Below are 19,887 nucleotides of genomic sequence, written 5' to 3'. Positions count from 1 at the left end.
GGGGCGGCCAAACACTTGGCGGCCCCGTTCTCTTGAAGTAATTCTGTCGTGCTCAACAGTCTAGCGCGCCGATCGGAATTCTGTGGACTGCCCTGGCGCGGCATGGCGTTCGTGCCGGAAACCGGCCTCAGGAGGAGGCCAGGCGTTTCTCGGCGTCGCGTCGGACCTTGGGTGCCAGGTCGTCGGTCGAGAGAAGTGCGTGCAGGGCGTCCGCGTCGGCGGTGGTGCCGGTGGGGAGCAGGTGGCGGACGAGGACGCCGTGGTCGGGTCGATGGATCACGGTGATCGTATCGCCCGCACCGACGCTGCCCGGTGAGTGAACCCGCAGGTAGGTGCCGGTGTCGCCACGGTCCAAGAAGCGTTTGACCCAGCGTGGTTCCTCGGCCCAGGCGGCGAAGGTCCGGCACGGGATGCGGGGGATGGTGGTTTCCAGGATCAGTCCGTCGTCGCCGATCTGCCACCGTTCGCCGACGACGGCGTCGGTGACGGGCAGGCCGTTCACGCGGAGGTTCTCCCCGAACCAACCGTAAGGAAGCTCACGTCCCAATTCGTCGGCCCACCTGCGGGCCTCGGCGTCGTCGTAGGCGTACACCGCCTGATCGACGCCGCCGTGGTGTTTGGTGTCGCAGACGTGGTCGGTGCCGAGTCCGAGCGATCCGACGTGCACACGATCGGCATGCGGCCGCTTGTCGATGGCCGAGGCGCCGACTCTGTCCAACACGACGTCGTCGGAGGCCGAGCAGACCGCCAGCACGGCGCCCGCGACGGGCACGCTCACGATCCGCTCTCCGCAGGGCCCCGACGCAGGCGCTCGACCGCTGCACGCCCGGCCTGGACGTGGTCGTCGGTGTCCACCGAATCGGGATCGATGCGAGCGCTGACCGGATGATCGGACCCGACCAGCAGGTCGGTGTCGGCCGGCACGTTGCGTTTGACCAGGGCCAGGGCGATCGGACCGAGTTCGTAGTGGTCGACGACGGTGCCGACGCGGCCCACCGTGCGGCCCCCTGCGGTCACCGGATCGCCGGTCACCGGACGAGCGTCGGCGCTGCCGTCGAGGTGGAGGAGCACCAGTCGGCGTGGCGATTTCCCGAGGTTGTGGACACGCGCGACGGTCTCTTGCCCGCGATAGCAACCCTTGTCCAGGTGCACCGCGCCGAAGAGCTCCGGGCCGCCGATCCAGCCGACCTCGTGGGGAATCGTCCGATCATCGGTGTCGACGCCGAGCCGCGGGCGTAGCCCTGCCACTCGCAGGGCGTCGAACGCCCAGCTCCCGGCCATGCGCGCACCCGCATCGACCAGCGCGGTCCACCACCGGTCCAGCAGATACTCCGGGAGCACGACGTCGACGACGGGCAGCGCCGCGTTCTCGCCGATCGGGGGCATCACCCGCCAGAAGCCGAGCGGTTCGTCCTCGTGATGGGTCTCGGGCAGGTCGCCGGCCGCGTACACCGCCGCGTCGGGATCGATCTCCAGCAACTCGGCGATCGGTCCTCGTCGGGCGTCCGGTCCGACGAGTGTGATGACCTTCATGTCCGCTCGCACGGCGGGCTCGGCCTTGGCCCAGAAGACCATCCGCGCGAGGAACCCGTGCAGGCCCGCACCGCGTGCGCCCTCGGTGTCGAGCCAGGTAACCCCGTCGACATCGGTGAGGACGAAATGCTCCTCGACGCGGCCGTTGGCGTCGAGGGACAGATTCTCGGCGCTCGACCGGTCGGTCAGGCCGCTGATGTGCTGGCTGGAGATCGTGTGCAGCCACGTCAGGCGCTCGTCGCCGGCGATCTCGATCACCGCACGATCGGATCGGTCGACGATGATCGCGCCGTCGGCGGCGGCTCGTTGCTCGCCGAGCGGGTCGCCGTAATGCCACGCGGTTTCCGGCGAGCTGCCCTCCGCGCCCGTCTCGGGTCCGGGGACCGCGTCGGAATACCTGGTCAGAATGGGCGATGCAGTCACATCGTCGATTCTACGGACGAGCCTGCATGTGACACCCGGTGTGCCGCCGTGGCAGCCTCGAGCCCATGACGACATCGGTCTTGGTTTCCCTGGACGGCACCGCGCACGATTTCGACGCCCCGTTCCTCGCCGCCGACGATCTCGCGGCGGTCCGCGGCGACGGGGTGTTCGAGACGCTGCTGGTGCGGGCCGGGCGTGCGCGCGGAGTCCGGCTGCACCTGGACCGGCTGGTGACCAGTTCGGCCGCGATCGGATTGCCCGAACCCGATCTCGACGCCTGGCGTGCAGCGATCGACACGGCCGTCGGCCTCTGGAACGACGGGCACCCGAACTCCCATGATGCCGAGGGGCTGCTGCGACTTGTCTATTCCCGTGGCCGGGAGAGCGATCCGGGAACTCCCACCGCCTACCTCACCGTCGCGCCGGTCCCGGAACGAGTGAAACAGGCACGCGATCAAGGGGTTTCGGTCCTGACCCTCGAACGGGGATTCTCGGTGGATCTCGGTGCGAGAGCGCCGTGGCAGCTTCTCGGCGCCAAGACCCTCAGCTACGCAACCAACATGGCCGCGTTGCGGCACGCGGCCGACCAGGGGTTCGACGACGTCATCTTCACCAGCAGCGAGGGCCTGATCCTGGAGGGTCCGCGTTCGACGGTGGTCGCGGTCCGGGGCGACGAGCTGATCACCCCGCCCACCGAGATCGGGATCCTGCCCGGCACCACGGCTCGCGCGGTCTTCGAATTGGCAGAGCAGGAGGGCTGGCGAACATCGACCCGCGCACTGCGCGCCGCGGACCTGATTGCGGCGGATTCGGTCTGGATGGTGAGCAGTGTGACGCTGGCGGCCCGGGTGACCGCGCTGAATCGCTATCTCATGCCGGTTTCCGATGGTCACAAGAAATTCATCGATTTGGTAGATCGCGCTATCTGTGTTGATTGACAATCAAGTCGGGCAGCTGAGACGGAGCCCACAGGACGACGCACGGCGATGGGACCTTTGTCGCTTGTAGCCCACTGCGACCAGGCGTAACGTCGCCCGCATACCTACTACTCGAAGTAGTAGGTGCGCATGATCCTGCCGGTTCTCCGCGCCCCAGCCCGGGTGCGGAGCGACTCGATTAGAGGCGAAATGGACGCACTGGATGTCTCCCGTTGGCAATTCGGGATCACAACGGTCTATCACTTCATCCTGGTTCCCCTGACGATCGGTCTTGCGCCGATGATCGCGGTGATGCAGACGGTGTGGCACGTGACCGGCAACGAGCAGTGGCTGCGCGCCACCAAGTTCTTCGGGAAGCTGTTCCTGATCAACTTCGCGCTCGGCGTCGCCACCGGCATCGTGCAGGAGTTCCAGTTCGGCATGAACTGGAGCGAGTACAGCCGCTACGTCGCCGACGTCTTCGGTGCGCCGCTCGCGCTCGAAGGGCTCATCGCGTTCTTCCTGGAGTCCACCTTCATCGGGTTGTGGATCTTCGGCTGGGGCCGGCTGCCCCGCCGGATTCACCTCATGTGCATCTGGCTGGCCGCGATCGGCGTCAACGCGTCGGCCTACTTCATCATCGCGGCCAACTCGTGGATGCAGCATCCGGTGGGTGTGGTGTGGGACGAGACCCGCAACCGGCCCAGGATGAACGACTTCTTCGCGGTCATCACCAACAACACGACCCTTGCGGCGTTCCCGCATGTCATCGCGGGCGCGCTGTTGACGGCCGGCACCTTCGTCGCCGCGATCGGCATCTGGTGGATGGCGCGGAACTCGTGGCGGGCCAAGAAGCTCCGTGAGGCCATCGAGACCGGCGACACCTCGGGAATGCCGAAGACCACCTCGCCCAGCCAGATCGACGCGACGCCCGAGGACCTGGAACGCGACGCACGCGAATTGTGGCGTCCGGTCGCGAGATTGGCATTGTGGATCACCATCGTGTCCGGTGTGGCGTTGTTCATCACCGGCGACATCCAGGCGCAGATCATGTTCAAGCAGCAGCCCATGAAAATGGCTGCGGCCGAATCGTTGTGCGACTCGACGACCGGCGGCGCGCCGTTCTCGGTGCTCTCCATCGGCCGGCAGAACAACTGCGACAACATCGAGCACGTCATCGAGATCCCGGGCATGCTCTCGTTCCTGGCCGATCACCATTTCGACACCCCCCTCAAGGGCGTCAACGAACTTCAGGCGCAGTATCAGCAGGCGCTGAACATGCCGGGCCAGAACTTTGCGCCGAATCTCTTCGTCACCTACTGGAGTTTCCGCGCGATGATCACCTGGGCGCTGGGTTCGGTGGTGGTGGCACTCGGCGGGTTGTGGCTGACCCGACGCAAGAGAGTGGTGACCTCACGAAAGTTCGGCTTCATCGCGCTGCTGATGATGCCGACGCCCTTCTTGGCCAACGCATCGGGCTGGATCTTCACCGAGATGGGCCGTCAGCCCTGGGTGGTCGCACCCAACTGGGCCGACGATCTGGACCCGACGCAGATCAACATGCTCGTCCAGGACGGCGTGTCCAATCACGTCGCGGCCACCGTCTGGGTCACCCTGATCGGCTTCACCCTGCTCTATGGCGCACTCGGTGTGGTGTGGTTCATGCTCCAGCGCCGATACATCATCGAGGGGCCGGCCACCTACGACGCGGTGCCGCCCGATGAACCATCGGATTCCGATGAGCCCAAACAACTCTCGTTCGCGTACTGAGGAGCATCACGATGGGACTGCCTGAGTTCTGGTTTCTGATCATCGCGGTACTGTTCATCGGCTATTTCGTCCTGGAGGGCTTCGACTTCGGGGTCGGCATGCTGATGCCGTTCCTCGGCCGCAGCCACACCGGTGGCGACGACAAGGTCGATCCATTGGAGGACATCGCCGACCCCGACAAGCGGCGTCGCGCGCTGCTCAACACGATCGGGCCGGTGTGGGACGGCAACGAGGTGTGGCTGCTCACCGCCGGCGGTGCGTTGTTCGCGGCGTTCGGCGGTTGGTACGCAACGATGTTCACCGCCTTCTACCTGCCGCTGTTCCTCATCCTGGTGGGCCTCATCACCCGGGTGTGCGCCATCGAGTGGCGCGGCAAGATCAACGATCCGCGCTGGCGCAAATGGGCCGACGTCGGGATCGGGCTGGGATCGTGGATCCCGGCTCTGCTCTGGGGAGTGGCCTTCGCCAACGTGATCCGCGGCATCCCCATCGACGAGAACGCCCAGTACACCGGCGGCTTCTTCAATCTGCTCAACCCGTATGCGCTGCTCGGTGGCGCGACCACGTTGCTGGCCTTCCTGACCCACGGAGCCGTGTTCCTCGCGCTGAAGACCAGCGGTGTGCTGCAGGAGGATTCGATGCGCTACGCGTCGCGCCTGGCGATCCCGACGCTGGTGGTGGCGGCGGCCTTCCTGCTCTGGACACAGTTCGCCTACGGCAACGGCTGGACCTGGATTCCGGTGCTCATCGCCGCGGTCGCCGCAGTGGTCATGGTGCTGGCGACGCAGGTACGACGCGAAGGCATCGCCTTCCTGGCCACGTCGATCGCGATCGCCGGCACGGTCGCCACTCTGTTCTCGGTCCTGTACCCGAACGTCCTGCCGTCCTCCACCAACGAGGCCTGGAACCTCACCATCGACAACACCTCGTCGAGCCACTACACCCTGACCGTGATGACGTGGGCCGCGGTGCTCATCACACCGGTGGTGATCGGATACCAGGCGTGGAGTTACTGGGTGTTCCGCAAGCGCATCTCGGTCGAGCAGATCCCGTCGCCCACCGGCCTTCCGTCGCTGCGTGTGGGCGGCGAGTGAGGTTCCTCGGGTGACCAGACGCGCCTCGCGACCGCCGCTGGATCCACGGTTGTTGCGCTATTCGCCGACTGCACGGACCTACGTCGCATTGACCGCGGCTTTCGCGATCGCCGAGGTGATCGCCGTGATCGTGGTGGCGGCGATGGTCGCCTCGATCGCGTCGGAACTGATCGTCGACCCCGATGCACGGGCGCTGTCGGCGCAGGCCGGCCATCTGACGGTGCTCGCCGTCGCACTGCTGGCCCGGGCCGCGATGACCTTCGGTCACGATCGGTACGCACACCGGGCGTCGGCCCGCACGATCACCGAGTTGCGGTGCAGAGCACTTGACGCCCTGACCGATCCGGATCGGACGACGCCGCGGGATCTGCTGGGCAAGCGCGAACACGCGAGCACGGTGCTGCTCCGCGGTCTCGATGCCGTCGGGCCGTACCTGTCCGGATACCTTCCCGCACTGATCATCTCGGTGGTCGTGACGCCGATCGTGATCGTGGTGATCGCGATCGCCGACCTCCCGTCGGCGCTGATCATCATCGTCACGCTGCCACTCATCCCGGTGTTCATGGTGCTCGTCGGCCTCATGACGCGAGACCGGACCGAACGCAAACTGGCGACCATGAGCCGACTTTCGGCGCAGTTGCTCGATCTGATCACCGGCTTGCCGACCCTGCGTGCACTGGGCCGCGCGCAGGCACCGGCCAAGCAGGTCGCCGAACTCGGTGCGGCACACCGGCGCAGCACGATGTCGTCGCTGCGGGTCGCCTTCCTGTCCGGCGGTGTGCTGGAACTGCTGGCCACCCTGTGTGTGGCACTGGTGGCCGTCGGTATCGGTCTGCGGCTCGTGTACGGCGAGATGAGTTTGTACGCCGGTCTTTTCGCGCTGATCCTGGCTCCGGAGGCGTATCTGCCGTTACGGCGGGTGGGCATGCAGTTCCACAACTCGACCGACGGCATGACCGCCGCGCGCGAGGTGTTCGAACTCATGGAGAGTGCCGTGCCGCGCCCGGGCACCGCCACGCGCACGGTCGCCGTTGCGGGAGCGAAGATCACGCTGCTCGACGTGGGCGTGCACGGCCGCGACGGTTGGGCGCCCTATGGATTGGACGCGGTGGTCGACCCCGGTGTGATCACGCTGTTCACCGGCCCTAACGGTTCCGGCAAGTCGACCGCGCTGGCCACGATCCTGGGACTTGCCGCGCCGGACGAAGGATCGGTCCTCGTGGGTTCGGTTCCGGTTGCCGAACTCGAGCCCGCCGCATTTCATGAGCAGGTCGCCTGGCTACCGCAGCAACCGGTGATCGTACCGGGCAGCGTCGCCGACAATCTCGCGCTGTTCGGTGCACTCGATCCCGACGGTCTCGCAAAGGCCACAGCGGCAACGGGTTTCGACGATGTCCTGGCTGGTCTCGCCGAGGGCTCCGACACCAGGCTGGGCGCCGGGGGAGTCGGCCTGTCGGCCGGGCAGCGGCAACGACTCGCCTTGACGCGTGTGCTCGCCTCGCCGGCGCCACTGCTGTTGCTCGACGAACCGACCGCCCACCTTGACGCTGCCGCTGAGGCGTCGGTGCTTGCCGCACTTGCGGCGCGGGCCCGGGCCGGTGACACCGTGCTCGTCGTCGCACATCGTGACATCGCGCGTGATGTCGCCGACTGTGTGGTCACTTTTCCAGGGGCGAGCGAAGCGACGGGGGATGTCGGGGCGAGCGAAGCGACGGGGGATGTCGGGGCGAGCGAAGCGACGGGGGACGATCCGGAGGTGATCTCGTGCGACAAGACCCGCTGATCCGGGCGCTCGGCTTTCTCGGTCTGAAGGGCCGGCCGGTGGTGCGATCGTTGCTGTTGGGTGTCGGCGGAGCGTTGTCGGCGTTGGGATTGGCCGCCTTGTCGGCGTGGTTGATCACCCGGGCCTGGCAGATGCCGCCCGTGCTGTTCTTGTCGGTGGCGATCACCGCCGTTCGTGCGCTCGGAATCTCGCGCGGACTGTTCCGGTATCTCGAGCGTCTTGCCACCCACGACTTGGCCCTCGGTGCGATGGCGTCGGCTCGTGAGCGGGTCTATATCGCCCTGGCGTCGGGTTCGCCGGCCTACTCGGTGACGTTGCGCCGTGGTGACTTGTTGACCCGCACCGGCGACGACATCGATGAGATCGGCAACGCGCTGATTCGCGGCATCATCCCGATCGGCGTCGGGCTCACGACATCGGTTGCGGCGGTGGTCATCATGGCGCTGGTATCGGTGTGGGCGGCGTTGGTGCTCGGTGCCGCACTGATCGTCAGCGGCGTCGTCGCGCCGTGGCTGGCCGCTCGTGGGGCGTCACGCTCGATCGCCGACGCGTCGAGTGCGACCACCCAATCGGCGGAGGCGACCACGACGGCGCTGTGGCACGCACCGGAACTCGTCGTCGCGCGTCGTCGGCCAGTTGTGCTGGATGCGGCGTCCGACGCCGACCGTGATGCGCTTGCCGCCGCCGACCGCGGGCTGAGGTGGCAGGCGGCTGCGGCCGCGGCGACACCGCTCTCGCTCGGGGCGTCGTTGCTGGCCGCCTGCATGATCGGTATCCACCTGGCCTCGCAGGTGTCGGGGTCCCTCGCCGATGTGTCCTCGGGCCACGGACTCACGCCGATGATCCTAGGTGTGCTGATCTTGTTGCCGCTCTCGGCATTCGAATCGACCGCACCGTTGACGGAGGCGGGGATTCAGATCGAGACCTCGCGGCAGAGCGCGGCACGGGTGATGGCACTCGTCGACGCGGCCGGCACCGACCCCGATGCCGGCGGTGACGCGTCGGTGCATTTCGGCCCGGTTGCTCTCGACCTCGATCGGATGCGTTGGGGCTGGTCGGGTTCCGAGGCGCTTGGCCCGGTGAGCGGACTCGATCGCACCCTGCCTGCGGGGTCGCGCCTGGCCGTGGTCGGGCCGAGCGGATCGGGTAAGTCCACGCTGTTGTTGACGCTCGCCGGTCTGCTGGCTCCGCAGTCGGGTTCTGTGTCGTACTCGGGTTCGGGCGCCGAGTCTGTCGAACCTCGTTCGGCGGCAACCTACTTCGCCGAAGATGCGCACATCTTCTCGACGTCGATCCGGGAGAATCTTCGTGTGGCGCGGGGCGACGCGTCGGAGGGCGAGATGACTTCGGCGCTGGACCGGGTCGGTCTGTGGGCGTGGGTGACGGGACTTCCCGACGGGCTCGACACCGTGCTGGCCGGCGGTTCCGACGCGATCAGCGGTGGTCAGCGCCGCAGGTTGCTGCTCGCCCGTGCGCTGTTGCAGCGGGCGCCGGTGGTGCTCCTCGACGAGCCGACCGAACACCTCGACGCCGACGACGCCGATCCGCTGATGCGGCAGATCCTCGACCCGGCGGACGGGCTGTTCGGCCCCGACCGGACCGTCGTCGTTGTGACACACCAACTTCCGGACGGAACCGGCGCCGATGTCGTGGACCTCGCGGCGGTCGGTGTGTGACGGGTGGCTGATCCGAAGACTTCGGTGACTAGCGCTCTGACCTGCACATAAGCGTCCACCACCCCACCGCTCTCTGAGGTGCCCGAGGCGCCGGCCGAGGGATGCCTCGAAGGGCAGGCGAACGGGCCACGTCAGCGAGCCACCGGACCACTGAAAGTAGGGGAAGGTTCTTCCCCTACTTTCTGCCCCTGCTTGTTGAGTCGTCCGCGAGAAAATTCGCGGGGAGGACTCCAGGGGTAGGGGACGAGTTTCTTCCCCTATTTTTCGTGGATCATCGTCGCCGCGTCGCGCTCCATAGCCCTCTTCCCGCCTCCACGATCGCCGCCGCAGGCGGCGGGTGGGTCGCTGCCTCGAAGAGTTCTATCCGCTCCCTGAGGTGCCGAGGCCAGCAGGCTCACATCGCAGCCGGCTGGAGACTACTTGGGTTCGTAGCCAGCCGGAAGCATCGTCGACTTGTGTTCGAGGAAGGCCTCGAGTCCTTCGGGTCCGCATTCGCGGCCGATGCCGGAGTTCTTGAATCCGCCGAACGGTGACCCGGGATCGATGGCGTAGAAGTTGATTCCGAATGTGCCGGTGCGGATCTTCTCCGAGACCTCGATGCCGCGCTCCACGTCGCTCGTCCAGACGGTTCCGGCGAGCCCGTACTCGGAGTCGTTGGCGATGGCGATGGCCTCGTCGAGGTCGTCGTAGGCGATGACGGAAAGGACCGGCCCGAAGATCTCTTCCTGGGCGATGGTCATGTCGTTGGTGACGCCGGTGAAGATCGTCGGCGTCAGGAAGTAGCCTGCGTCAAGACCTTCCGGACGTTCGCTCTCCAGCGCCGCGGTGGCTCCGGCCTTCTTGCCCGCCTCGATGTAGCCCTCGACGCGGGCGCGCTGTCGGTCGGAGATCAGCGGTCCCAGTTGGGCTTCCGGATCAGAGGGCAGTCCGACCTTCATCAGCTTGGCCGATTCGACCATCGCGGTGACGATCTCGTCCTGGCGACTCCGGGGGACCAGCACGCGGGTCTGGGCGACACAGGCCTGGCCGGTGTTGAACAGACCGAGGAAGGTCAGCATGAAGGCGTTGGCGGCCAGGTCGACGTCGTCGAGCACGATGGCCGCCGACTTGCCACCGAGCTCCAGTGAGCAGCGTTTGAGCGACTCGGCACAGGCTGCGCCGATCGCCTTGCCGGCCGCGGTGGACCCGGTGAAGGTGATCTTGTCCACCAGCGGATGCGCCACCAAGGCCTGCCCGGTCTCGGTTCCGCCCGGGACCACCGAGATGACCCCTTCGGGCACACCGGCTTCCACGAAGAGTGCGGCGACATAGTTTGCGGTGAGCGGGGTTTCGGGTGCGGGCTTGACCACCACAGAGCAGCCTGCGGCGAGAGCGGCGCCGAGCTTGTTGCAGGTGAGGAAGAGCGGCACATTCCACGCGCAGATCGCGCCGACCACACCAACCGGTTCGCGGGTCACGCGGGTGGTGCCGAACACTCCGTTGCGATACTCCACCCAGTCGTAGTTGCGGGCCGCGTCGGCGTAGGCGCGCAGCACCCCGGTACCCGGCAGTTGCTGCAGCATGCTGACCGCACTCGGCGGCGCACCCATCTCCGACGACACCAATGCCGCGACCTCGTCGTTGCGTTCGTCGAGCAGGTCGGCGACCTTGGCGACGATGTCGGCCCGTTCGGCGGGCGACTTGCTGCGCCACACGCCCGAGTCGAACGCGGCACGGGCGGTGCGGACCGCGGTGTCGACATCGACCTCGTCGGCCAGAGGCACCGAGCCCACGCGCTCACCGGTTGCGGGGGAGAACACCTCGAGCGTCTCGGTGGAGTGTGGGTCGGCCCAGGTGCCGCCGATGTAGAGCTGAGCATGGTCGCCGCCACCGGCGAGAGTGTCGACGCGGGACTCGACGGTTTCGGTCATGAGTTGAGTGCTCCTGTTTGGTCGCGGATCATGTCGGGTGGGCCTGGTTGCGGCTCGCGGTGTGAACCACCGCACACTCCGATACTAGAACACGTTCTAACTCTGGGGCCAGTGGCTCACGTCTGATCGATCAGTCCGGAGTCGATCGTGATGCGCTCGGGCAGCGCCTCGACCAGCAGTGCGGCGGCCGAAGCGTTGCCGTCGAAGACGATGCGGCCGTCGGTGACGGCTTCGGTGAGCGACAGTCGTCCGGCACTCACGTCGACGATGGTCGCCGCATCCATGGTGATGTCGACGTCGACATCGCCATCCGGGTCGTCGGCGTCGGACTCGGTGACGCTGACCTCGCCATCTCGCAGGCGAATCGTGGCGCTGGAGCCATCGATGTGGAATCGGTAGGTGTACCGGGCATCCCGTGTCACATCCCCGTCGATCAGTTGCGCGATGAAGACGAGTGGCCATTCGGCCCGAAACATGTCGTCAGGCTGCTTGGGTGCGTGCGTCTGGTGGCGAACTCCCCACAGCGCCAACGGCAGCAGCGCCCGAGAGAGCTCGCGGCCCGATTCGGTCAGTTGATAGACCAGCGACGCCGACGGCTTCGGGAGTCGGCGTTTGAGGACCACCTCGGCGTCCTCGAGTTGGCGGAGCCTCGACGCCAGCAGGCTGGTGCCGATGCCGTCGAGGGCCTCGAGCAGGTCCGAGTAGCGCTTCGGTCCGGCCATCAATTCGCGAACGATCAGGAGGGTCCACCGTTCGCCCACGACGTCCAGGCCCATCGCCAAGCCGCAGAACTGTCCATACTGTCGCCGCGTCATGCCTCGGAGTCTACCAATTCATCGATTTCTGAACACATTGCTTCAGAAAAATGCTTGAGTACTTCTAAATCTTATGTTCCTATGGATGAGCAGTGGTTTTCCGTCCGGTCAGATAGGAGTTCCGGCCATGAACAACGAGCGAGTGCCGCGGGTCGTCCTCGGTGTCAGCGGTACCGATGCGTCGGCGAATGCGGTGGCATATGCCTCGATGGTCACCGGTGTGCGCGGTGAGATGATGCTGGTCAGCGCTGTGCGACGCACCCGGCGCAGCGCCTGGTCCCGACGCGAGGAACACGCGTGGGCCGACGCCTTGGGCGCCGACGCCCATCAACTGGCGGACGCATGGCAGATCACGGAGATTCAGCGTGAGGCCCGCGAAGCCGCGCAGGCGCACGGCCCGGTATCCACCCATGAAGTGATCCGGGAGGGCGACCCCTTCACCGTTCTCCGTGATGTCTGCGACGAGATGCGCGCAGATCAGCTGGTGCTCGGTGGAAACGGCGGCCCGTCGCGCCTCGCGCGCCGGCTCGGAAAGCAAAGCGGGGTCGATGTTGTCGTCATCGACAGCGCATCAGGTCTTGTCATCCCGGTGGAGCCGGCCCGAGCGCGTCGAGCGACGTCGACGTGGTCGCCCGTCGGACGCGTGTCGATGGCACCCGAGCGTGCGTGAGGCGGTCGGCCTAGGACCCGAACGCCATGCGCGCCTCGAAACCGTCTGCGGCGTCGGCGAGTATGTCGAGACCGGCGTCCACGTCGCGCGCTTCGAGCAGCCGCTGACGGTCGAGCGGTCCGGTCGGCAGACTGGCGACCCAGCGGTAAAGGGTGGCAACCGGTTCGGTGTCTGCGTCGTTCCCCCCGAACACGTCTTGCAGTTGGGTCGGATCGACGCCGCGGGCGCGCGCGAAGTCACCGACGAGGTCACGGATGCGCATGCCCAGCATGGAGAGACGCGCCCGCTGCCCCGCGTCGAAGACGAAATCGGGGAGAACCTCCACACGGGCGCGCGGGTAGGGGTCGTCGGACAGCCACTCCAGTACCCGAAAGCGTCGTGCGCCGAAGGCCACGAGCGTCGCCCGGCCGTCCGGAAGCCGATCGACGGAATCGATCTCGGCGAACGTGCCGACATCGTGGCGTACATCACCGCCGCCGACCTCCGACCCCCGCGCAATCAGCACGACGCCGAATCGGGCGGGATCGCCGGCCGCCAGGCAGTCGCCGAGCATCGTTCGGTATCGCGGCTCGAAGATGCGCAGCGGCAGTGGTTCGCCCGGCAACAATGCGGTGCCGAGCGGGAACATCGGCGCGATGAGCGCCGAATCGGATTGGTCTGTCAGGAGCTCGGACGGGCGTCGAGCACGACCTCGAACTCGAGGAGGTCGGCCCCCGACGCGACCGGCTTTGCGCGTTCGCCCGCATGCGCTTCACGGGCCGGGCCCGACGCCCACGCCTGGAAGTCCTCCTCGGATTCCCATTGCGTCACAACGAAGTAGCGCTCATCGCCCTTGACCGGACGGAGCAGCTGAAAGCCCAGGAAGCCCTTGGAGCCGTCCACCGCATGCGCGCGATGGGCGAAACGCTTCTCGAGTTCAGGGCCCGCACCCTCGGGGACGGAGATCGCATTGATTTTCACAACAGCCATGGGTCCAGCTTACTGATGTCGACCGGTTGCAATAGGGTTCTGCCCGTGACAATTCGTCGGGCGTCGGAGTTCGTCGACCTCGGCCTGCGAGATCATGGCGGACCGCTGCCGATCCACGACGCGAGCGGCGCCGTCATCGACACCGGGGTCGGGCCGATCGTGTTGCTGCACGGCCTGATGGGGCGCGGTCGGACGTGGCGCCGGCAGGTCCCGTGGCTGCGCCGATACGGGCGGGTATTCACCTTCGACGCCGCGTTCCATACCGGTGCCGACGTCGAAATCCCGGACGACCCCGCCGAACTCGCCACCGAACGGTTTGTCGCCGATCTCGCCGAGATCCTCACCTGGATCGACCTCGGTCCGGCGGTGCTCGTCGGGCACTCGATGGGTGCACTGCACGCCTGGTGTGCCGCCGCTGCCTACCCGGAGCTGGTGTCGGCGCTGGTGGTCGAGGACATGGCACCCGATTTCCGCGGTCGCACAACCACCAGCTGGACGCCGTGGTTCGAGAGTTGGCCCGACCGTTTCGCTTCCGTCGATGCGGCGCAGGAGATGTTCGGGCCGGTGGCGGGCCGCTACTTCTACGAGGCGTTCGACGACGGTCGGCTGCACGGCCAGATCCCGGTGTGGGCGGCGATCGCCGAGGAGTGGGGCGGCCGCGACTTCTGGGCGCAGTGGTCGGCCTCGTCGGTGCCTGCGTTGGTGATCGAAGCCGAACACACCGTCACGCCGCCCGGGCAGATGCGCAAGATGTGCGCGGTCCGCGACCGGGCGTCGTATCTGCGGGTACCCGGTGCCGGTCACCTGGTCCACGACGACGCCCCAGAGGTGTATCGCGGTGCGGTGGAGGCGTTTCTGTCCGGGCTGGACCTCAGCAGATAAGCAGAGGTCAGATAACAGAGAGGCCGACCCGCTGATGCGGGCCGGCCTCGAGTGGACAGGGAATCTCAGGCGGGATCTGGGGGCGCGATGGGCGCACCGTTGAGTCGACGCCAGCAGTGCACGTAGAACAACTGTGCCAACGGAGCCGAGACGATGAGGCCGATGTAGCAGACGATCGCGCCGACCAGGTTGATCGCGTAGGCGACGAGAAGTGCGATCAGCGAGTCACCGACCTTCGTCTTCGCCAGTTCGAACGACGTCTTCATCGCATCGACCGGCGAGAGCTGCTTGTCGATCGTCGCGACGATCGAGAACTGCAGCAGGAAGATGGCGATCAGGCCCGGGATGACGCACAGCACCAGGCCGATCGAGGTGATGATGCCGACCAGGATCGCGGTGAGGATCGTCGGCCCGAAGCGCGTCGGCTTCAGGAACGACGCGGACGTGACGGGTTCACCGTTCGCGACGCGCAGTGCTCCCGAGATGATGCTGATCTGGATGTAGAAGATGCCGACGAGCAGCACCAGATACAGCAGGAACATCAGGAACAGGCCGCCGCCGCCGATGGTGGTGGTCTCGTAGCTGTAGGTGTAGCCGCTGCCGTAGTCCGATGTGTGGGTCTCGGTGGTTCCGAAGATCGCCGTGGCGAACACTGCGAGCAGGGTGACGATCAGGATGAGCGCGAACGCGATGACACCCGGCAGGATCATGGCGCCGACATTGTTCTTGAATTTCCCCCACGCCCAGCTGAAGGCCTCGCCGACGTCGACCTTGGTGGGGTCGGTGCCGAACTGGCCGGCCGGCGGCGGCCCGCCGGGGTAACCACCCTGCGGCTGACCGTACTGGGGTCCGGGCGGCGGCGGAGGCGGCGGAGCCTGGCCGTATTGCGGTTGCGGCGGGGGTGTCTGCCCGTACTGGGGTCCGGGTGGTGGGGGCGGTGGCGGTGTTTGACCGTACTGCGGTGTCTGACCGTAGTCGGGCGGCGGAGTCTGGCCGGGCTGCTGCCCACCGGACGCGGGATTGGGTTCAGGTGGGTAAGGCGGCTGCGTCATGGCTCGGGACATTAGCAACGTTTGCGCCGATGCGGGAGGTATCAAACGGACGACACATGTAAGCCCGCGTGTCGTGTAGGTACCGAGGCACAGAACGGGGGGTCAGAGGGTGCCGGATTCGCCTGCCAGGCAGTAGCGCCCGTCGTCGGTGAGTTCGACGAGACCGTCGACGAGGAGGGAGTCGAGCGCGCGATCGCGCTGCGCTGTGTCCGACGTCCACGCCAGGTCCAGTCGCGCACGTTCGACGGGATCCTCGGTGCCGCGCAAGACGTCGAGGAGCAGCCCGCGCACCTGACGATCGGTCCCGGCGAACTTCTGCGTCTTGCGCGGCGGCCCGGTGTGGGCGGGGCGTCCGCGGCGCACCCAGAGGCAGTCGGGGATCGGGCACCGATCGCATCGGGGGTTGCGCGCCGTGCACACGAGCGCCCCAAGTTCCATCAGCGCGGCCGAGAAGCGCGGCGCCGACTGTGCATACGACCCGTCGTCGGCTCGCGGGAGGAGCGCGTCGGCGTCGGCGAGATCGGCGCGGGCAGGATTGCCCGGATGCTCACGGCCGTGCTCGGCGCGGGCGATCACCCGACGGACATTGGTGTCCACCACCGGAACTGCCTGCCCGAACGCGAAGCAGGCCACCGCACGGGCGGTGTAGTCACCGATCCCGGGCAGCGTCAGCATCGTCTCGACGTCGGCCGGAACCCGGTCGTCGTGTTCGCGGGCAAGCACTTTCGAGCACTCGTGGAGGCGCAGTGCGCGTCGTGGGTAGCCGAGTTTGCCCCACGCGCGCAGGACTTCGCCGGCGGGCGCGGCCGCCATGGCCGACGGGACCGGCCAGCGGCGTACCCAATCGCGCCACGGCTCGATCACCCGCGACACCGGGGTCTGTTGCAGCATGATCTCGCTGATCAGGATGTGCCACGCCGTGCAGTCGGGGTCGCGCCACGGCAGATCACGTTCGTTGAGGTCGAACCAGCCGAGAACCGCGGCAGATGGCAGACTATTGCTCATGGCTGGAGTTACACCGCGACAGGCGTGGCGCATCTTGCGCGAAGGTAATGACCGTTTTGTGGCGGGGGATTCTCAGCATCCCAGCCAGGGTATCGAGGACCGCGCCCGACTCGCGGCGGGCCAGCACCCCAAATCGGTGCTGTTCGGCTGCGCCGACTCCCGGCTCGCCGCGGAGATCATCTTCGACCAGGGTCTCGGCGACATGTTCGTCGTACGTACCGCCGGTCACGTGATGGACTCGGCCGTGCTCGGGTCCATCGAATACGCCGCCGAAGTGCTCGAGGTGCCGCTCATCGTGATCCTCGGCCACGACAGCTGCGGTGCGGTCAAGGCGACCCTCGACGCTCTCGACGAACTGCAGATTCCCGGCGGCTACATCCGGGACGTCGTCGAGCGAGTGACGCCGAGCATCCTCGCCGGTCGCAGCGAAGGTCTGACCCGGGTCGACGAGTTCGAAGCGCGGCACGTGGTGGAGACCGGGCAACTGCTGATGCAGCGCAGCCGGATCATCGCGGACCGCGTTGCGACGGGCAAGCTGGCGATCGTCGGGCTCACCTATCAGCTGAGTGATGGCCAGGTGCAACTGCGCGGCGCCTACGGCGACATCGGCGAGACCACCGTAGGTGTCCTGCGCCAGGTGGAGTCGGCCTGATCGAAGGCCGATACCGACGCATGTCTGGACCTGAACTCTAGACTTTGCGCCATCGGTGACGCTTTCTGTGAGCGACACGCCGACCTTGATCGGCCGAAACGTCCGAATCGGCCGTTAGCGTTGTTTTCGTGATCGAACCCCAGGGCCCACTGCCACCGGAGATCTACTGGCGCCGACGTGTCGTCGCTGCCGGTGGTGGTCTCGTGGTGCTCGCCGTGGTGGTCGGTCTCATCGTCTGGATGACGTCCGGCAACGACGCGGCGAAGAACACCGCCGCAAACGCGCCGCTGTCGTCTGCGGCCGCCACCACACCGCCGGTCGTTCCCTCGGAACCCAGTTCGCAGAACCCCGGTGGGCCGGGCGGCCCGGCTCCGAACGGCGGGAATCCCGCGGGCACGACGACAACACCGCCGACACCTGGCTCGTCGACCGCCGCGGTGCCCACCACCGGTCCGGCAGGACCGGCGCCCGTCGGTGGCCTGTGCCCCGACGAGAGCATCTCGGTGGTGCTGCTGATGGACAAGCCCACCTACACCGTCGGGCAGCGTCCGGTGTTCACGCTGGTGACCACCAACGCCGGTGTGGCGGCATGCACGCGAGACGTCGGCAAGGCATCGCAGAACGTCGTCGTCCGGACACTCGACGGCACGCGCACGCTCTGGACCGCTCGCGATTGCTCGCCGCTGCAGACGGTGAACAACCAGCTGCTTCAGCCGGGCCAGCAGGTCCGCGACACCATCGTGTGGTCGGGCACCACCAGCAACCCCGGATGTGACAAGCCCCGGGTGCAGATCCCGGTCGGCGCGTACAAGGCGGTCGGCAAGATCGGTGAACGGGAGTCCTTCCCGCAGACCTTCAACGTGGTCGCGCCGGCGCAGCAGCCCTGATTCATCCGGCCCGCTCGCTACGCTCCCGGCGCCTGATCTAGTCGTAGCGTTCGATGCTGGTCTCGGCCAGACGCGACAGTCCCTCGCGGATGTGGCGGGCCCAGATGCTGCCGATGCCTTCCACCGCCTGCAGGTCGGCCGCACTCGATGCCAGTAGCGTCTGCAGGGTGCCGAAGCTCCGGACCAGACGGTCGATGTGGGCGAACTGCAGTCGCGAGATGCGCGCGAGCATCCGGTAGCCGCGCGGGCTCATCGCGGTGTCCTGCGCGTCGATCGTGGTCGGATAGCCGAACGCGCCCGCCAGCAGCGTGAGGTCCAGCAGATCGGTGTCGCTGAGGTTCTCCACGATCTCCAGGGACTGTCGCACCTCCTCGGTGGTCGCCGGCTCGGGGCTCGCGTAATAGTCGCGGACCAGCAGTTCGCGCATGGTGTCGTTGTCGGAGATCAGTTCCTCGAGCTGCAGGCTTACCTGCCGCCCGTTGACGCCCAGTTCGAGGACGTACTCGTCGATCTCCACCGACACCCGACGCACCATCTCCATGCGCTGGGCGGTCGACATGGCGTCGCGCAGCAGCACGTAGTCTTCGATCTCCGCGCGCGACAACGCCGAGATCACCTCGTCGAGGCGGGTCTTGTACCGCTCGAGGGTGGCCAGTGCGACATTCGCGCGGGACAGGATGGGGTCCGGGCTCTCCACCACGCGTCGAGCGCCGTCGACGTACACCGACACGATCGACATCGACGCGCTCACCGAGATCACCGGATGCCCGGTCTGGATCGCGGTGCGCTCGGCCGCCCGATGCCGCGTTCCGGACTCCTCGGTCGGGATCGACGGGTCGGGGACCAGCTGCACGTTGGCCCGGACGATGCGCTTGCCGTCGGTCGAGAGCACAACGGCGCCATCCATTTTCGCGAGCTCGCGCAGCCGGGTGGGGGCGAACTCCACGTCGAGGTGGAATCCGCCGTCGCAGATCTTCTCGACGTCGGAATCGTGGCCGAGCACGATCAGCGCGCCGGTACCGCCACGCAGGATGCGTTCGAGGCCGTCGCGCAGGCCGGTGCCCGGCGCCACCCGGGCCAGTGTCTCCCGGGCCAGCTCGGATTTGGCGAACTCCGGCATGCGTCGTCCCTGTCTACTCGTCGGCGAACCGCCGTGTGTCGATGCGAGTTACCGCACTAGGGTATCGGGACGTGAACACTCCATTCGTGGTGCCTGCCGACCTGGAACCCCTCGAGCGCCACCCGAAGGCCGTTTCGCCGGGCGAATCGATCGGCCGCCACAACCCCGCGTGCTTCGGCTGCGGACCGGATTCGCCGCGGGGACTGCACCTCGACGTCCGTGCCGGCGAGGGTTTCACGGCGTCGGCGTCGATGCACGTCGAGCCGTGGATGGAAGGCGGTCCCGGCATCATGCACGGCGGACTGGTGAGCAGTGCATTCGACGAGGTGATGGTGAAGGTGCCGATGCTGGTGGACCCTGCGACGGTGACCGCGCACCTCGAGGTGAACTTCCGCGCACCGATCCCGGTGGGGTCGACGCTGACCGTCGAGGCAACACTGCTCGGCCGTCAGCGCCGCAAGGTGTACGCCGAGGGCATCGCGCACCTCGGTGACCCCGACCGTCCCGTCGCGTACGGGAAGGCGATGTTCGTGGCCATCAACGCCCGCGAACACTTCGCCGATCACGTCCACAAGAGCCAGATGGACGACGATTTGAAGGATCGGATGTCGCGGCCGTAGTTGTCGGTTCCGCCGCCCTCGTTGACCTGCGGAAATGAGCCAGCGTCCTGCCCGCAAAATCTAGGGGAAGGGTTTCTTCCGCGGGTTTCATAGTCGTCCGCGAGAATTT

Annotated in this window: 19 protein-coding genes; 10 read left to right on the top strand and 9 right to left on the bottom strand. The window is 67.0% G+C overall.

From position 1 onward, the window contains the following. Positions 1–127 precede the first annotated feature (127 nt). Together MKW15_RS21900 and ygfZ are read right to left on the bottom strand one after the other, a co-directional pair. The gene (locus MKW15_RS21900) at positions 128–778 is read right to left on the bottom strand and encodes an MOSC domain-containing protein (RefSeq protein WP_240862078.1); all 651 of its coding nucleotides are present in this window, start codon (positions 776–778) and stop codon (positions 128–130) included. After that, positions 775–1,956, bottom strand: a complete 1,182-nt coding sequence (ygfZ, locus tag MKW15_RS21895; RefSeq protein ID WP_240862077.1) for a CAF17-like 4Fe-4S cluster assembly/insertion protein YgfZ — start codon at positions 1,954–1,956, stop codon at positions 775–777. The genes MKW15_RS21900 and ygfZ overlap by 4 nt, the downstream gene beginning before the upstream one ends. 65 nt (positions 1,957–2,021) lie before the next feature. On the opposite strand from ygfZ, the gene MKW15_RS21890 reads away from it, so the two are divergent. The 5 genes from MKW15_RS21890 to cydC all read left to right on the top strand — a co-directional run bounded on the left by MKW15_RS21890 (position 2,022) and on the right by cydC (position 9,196). After that, positions 2,022–2,894 (top strand): aminodeoxychorismate lyase, encoded by an 873-nt coding sequence (locus MKW15_RS21890; protein WP_240862075.1) that lies wholly within the window; start codon positions 2,022–2,024, stop codon positions 2,892–2,894. A gap of 189 nt (positions 2,895–3,083) precedes the next feature. Continuing rightward, the gene (locus tag MKW15_RS21885; protein WP_240862073.1) at positions 3,084–4,643 is read left to right on the top strand and encodes a cytochrome ubiquinol oxidase subunit I; all 1,560 of its coding nucleotides are present in this window, start codon (positions 3,084–3,086) and stop codon (positions 4,641–4,643) included. Positions 4,644–4,654: 11 nt separating this feature from the next. Further along, positions 4,655–5,737: a cytochrome d ubiquinol oxidase subunit II gene (gene cydB, locus MKW15_RS21880; protein WP_240862072.1), complete on the top strand. Its 1,083-nt coding sequence runs from the start codon at positions 4,655–4,657 to the stop codon at positions 5,735–5,737. A 10-nt stretch (positions 5,738–5,747) separates the two neighbouring features. After that, positions 5,748–7,520 (top strand): thiol reductant ABC exporter subunit CydD, encoded by a 1,773-nt coding sequence (gene cydD, locus MKW15_RS21875; RefSeq protein WP_240862069.1) that lies wholly within the window; start codon positions 5,748–5,750, stop codon positions 7,518–7,520. After that, the gene (gene cydC / locus MKW15_RS21870) at positions 7,502–9,196 is read left to right on the top strand and encodes a thiol reductant ABC exporter subunit CydC (RefSeq protein ID WP_240862067.1); all 1,695 of its coding nucleotides are present in this window, start codon (positions 7,502–7,504) and stop codon (positions 9,194–9,196) included. The genes cydD and cydC overlap by 19 nt, the downstream gene beginning before the upstream one ends. 416 nt (positions 9,197–9,612) lie before the next feature. Here the strand turns inward: cydC and MKW15_RS21865 are convergent, their stop codons facing one another. After that, positions 9,613–11,106 carry an aldehyde dehydrogenase gene (locus MKW15_RS21865; protein WP_240862065.1) on the bottom strand — a complete coding sequence of 498 codons (1,494 nt, stop codon included), beginning with the start codon at positions 11,104–11,106 and terminating at the stop codon, positions 9,613–9,615. Positions 11,107–11,222: 116 nt separating this feature from the next. After that, entirely contained in the window at positions 11,223–11,921 is a 699-nt protein-coding gene (locus MKW15_RS21860) for a winged helix-turn-helix transcriptional regulator (protein ID WP_240862063.1), read from the bottom strand. Between the two features lie 127 nt (positions 11,922–12,048). Here MKW15_RS21860 and MKW15_RS21855 point away from each other — a divergent pair, with 127 nt between their 5' ends. Further along, positions 12,049–12,591, top strand: coding sequence for a universal stress protein (locus tag MKW15_RS21855; protein WP_240862062.1), 543 nt, complete (start codon positions 12,049–12,051; stop codon positions 12,589–12,591). 10 nt (positions 12,592–12,601) lie between these two features. On the opposite strand, the gene MKW15_RS21850 is transcribed toward MKW15_RS21855, so the two are convergent. Together MKW15_RS21850 and mhuD are read right to left on the bottom strand one after the other, a co-directional pair. Next, positions 12,602–13,219, bottom strand: coding sequence for an LON peptidase substrate-binding domain-containing protein (locus MKW15_RS21850; protein ID WP_240862060.1), 618 nt, complete (start codon positions 13,217–13,219; stop codon positions 12,602–12,604). A 32-nt stretch (positions 13,220–13,251) separates the two neighbouring features. After that, complete coding sequence (mhuD, locus tag MKW15_RS21845) at positions 13,252–13,560, bottom strand: mycobilin-forming heme oxygenase MhuD (protein ID WP_240862058.1); 309 nt, start codon at positions 13,558–13,560, stop codon at positions 13,252–13,254. Positions 13,561–13,575: 15 nt separating this feature from the next. Here mhuD and MKW15_RS21840 point away from each other — a divergent pair, with 15 nt between their 5' ends. Then, positions 13,576–14,442: an alpha/beta fold hydrolase gene (locus MKW15_RS21840; RefSeq protein ID WP_374247876.1), complete on the top strand. Its 867-nt coding sequence runs from the start codon at positions 13,576–13,578 to the stop codon at positions 14,440–14,442. 65 nt (positions 14,443–14,507) lie between these two features. On the opposite strand, the gene MKW15_RS21835 is transcribed toward MKW15_RS21840, so the two are convergent. Beyond that, entirely contained in the window at positions 14,508–15,494 is a 987-nt protein-coding gene (locus MKW15_RS21835; RefSeq protein WP_240862054.1) for a hypothetical protein, read from the bottom strand. A gap of 102 nt (positions 15,495–15,596) precedes the next feature. Further along, on the bottom strand, positions 15,597–16,499 hold the full coding sequence (locus MKW15_RS21830; RefSeq protein ID WP_240862052.1) for an A/G-specific adenine glycosylase: 903 nt from the start codon (positions 16,497–16,499) through the stop codon (positions 15,597–15,599). On the opposite strand from MKW15_RS21830, the gene MKW15_RS21825 reads away from it, so the two are divergent. Next, the gene (locus tag MKW15_RS21825) at positions 16,498–17,151 is read left to right on the top strand and encodes a carbonic anhydrase (RefSeq protein ID WP_240862050.1); all 654 of its coding nucleotides are present in this window, start codon (positions 16,498–16,500) and stop codon (positions 17,149–17,151) included. The two genes, MKW15_RS21830 and MKW15_RS21825, sit on opposite strands and share 2 nt — an antisense overlap. A 128-nt stretch (positions 17,152–17,279) precedes the next feature. Further along, on the top strand, positions 17,280–18,038 hold the full coding sequence (locus tag MKW15_RS21820) for a hypothetical protein (protein WP_240862048.1): 759 nt from the start codon (positions 17,280–17,282) through the stop codon (positions 18,036–18,038). A 37-nt stretch (positions 18,039–18,075) separates the two neighbouring features. On the opposite strand, the gene disA is transcribed toward MKW15_RS21820, so the two are convergent. Next, positions 18,076–19,158, bottom strand: a complete 1,083-nt coding sequence (gene disA / locus MKW15_RS21815; RefSeq protein WP_240862046.1) for a DNA integrity scanning diadenylate cyclase DisA — start codon at positions 19,156–19,158, stop codon at positions 18,076–18,078. 71 nt (positions 19,159–19,229) lie between these two features. Here disA and MKW15_RS21810 point away from each other — a divergent pair, with 71 nt between their 5' ends. Next, a complete protein-coding gene (locus MKW15_RS21810) occupies positions 19,230–19,778 on the top strand; it encodes a PaaI family thioesterase (RefSeq protein ID WP_240862045.1) in 549 nt (182 codons plus the stop codon). The last annotated feature ends 109 nt before the right edge of the window (positions 19,779–19,887 follow it).

It is taken from the genome of Gordonia gummivorans (assembly GCF_022513585.1).
Lineage (GTDB): Bacteria > Actinomycetota > Actinomycetes > Mycobacteriales > Mycobacteriaceae > Gordonia.
The sequence above is the reverse complement of the archived record's forward strand: the minus strand, read 5'-3'. Positions and strand labels throughout refer to the sequence as shown.

What these genes read in the sequence shown, in the direction of transcription:
- disA (WP_240862046.1), bottom strand. Translation starts at nt 19,158, where the DNA reads ATGCCGGAGTTCGCCAAATCCGAGCTGGCCCGGGAGACACTGGCCCGG.
- MKW15_RS21885 (WP_240862073.1), top strand. Translation starts at nt 3,084, where the DNA reads ATGGACGCACTGGATGTCTCCCGTTGGCAATTCGGGATCACAACGGTC.
- MKW15_RS21825 (WP_240862050.1), top strand. Translation starts at nt 16,498, where the DNA reads ATGGCTGGAGTTACACCGCGACAGGCGTGGCGCATCTTGCGCGAAGGT.
- MKW15_RS21830 (WP_240862052.1), bottom strand. Translation starts at nt 16,499, where the DNA reads ATGAGCAATAGTCTGCCATCTGCCGCGGTTCTCGGCTGGTTCGACCTC.
- MKW15_RS21855 (WP_240862062.1), top strand. Translation starts at nt 12,049, where the DNA reads ATGAACAACGAGCGAGTGCCGCGGGTCGTCCTCGGTGTCAGCGGTACC.
- MKW15_RS21860 (WP_240862063.1), bottom strand. Translation starts at nt 11,921, where the DNA reads ATGACGCGGCGACAGTATGGACAGTTCTGCGGCTTGGCGATGGGCCTG.
- mhuD (WP_240862058.1), bottom strand. Translation starts at nt 13,560, where the DNA reads ATGGCTGTTGTGAAAATCAATGCGATCTCCGTCCCCGAGGGTGCGGGC.
- MKW15_RS21835 (WP_240862054.1), bottom strand. Translation starts at nt 15,494, where the DNA reads ATGACGCAGCCGCCTTACCCACCTGAACCCAATCCCGCGTCCGGTGGG.
- MKW15_RS21850 (WP_240862060.1), bottom strand. Translation starts at nt 13,219, where the DNA reads ATGTTCCCGCTCGGCACCGCATTGTTGCCGGGCGAACCACTGCCGCTG.
- MKW15_RS21840 (WP_374247876.1), top strand. Translation starts at nt 13,576, where the DNA reads ATGTCGACCGGTTGCAATAGGGTTCTGCCCGTGACAATTCGTCGGGCG.
- cydB (WP_240862072.1), top strand. Translation starts at nt 4,655, where the DNA reads ATGGGACTGCCTGAGTTCTGGTTTCTGATCATCGCGGTACTGTTCATC.
- MKW15_RS21865 (WP_240862065.1), bottom strand. Translation starts at nt 11,106, where the DNA reads ATGACCGAAACCGTCGAGTCCCGCGTCGACACTCTCGCCGGTGGCGGC.
- MKW15_RS21890 (WP_240862075.1), top strand. Translation starts at nt 2,022, where the DNA reads ATGACGACATCGGTCTTGGTTTCCCTGGACGGCACCGCGCACGATTTC.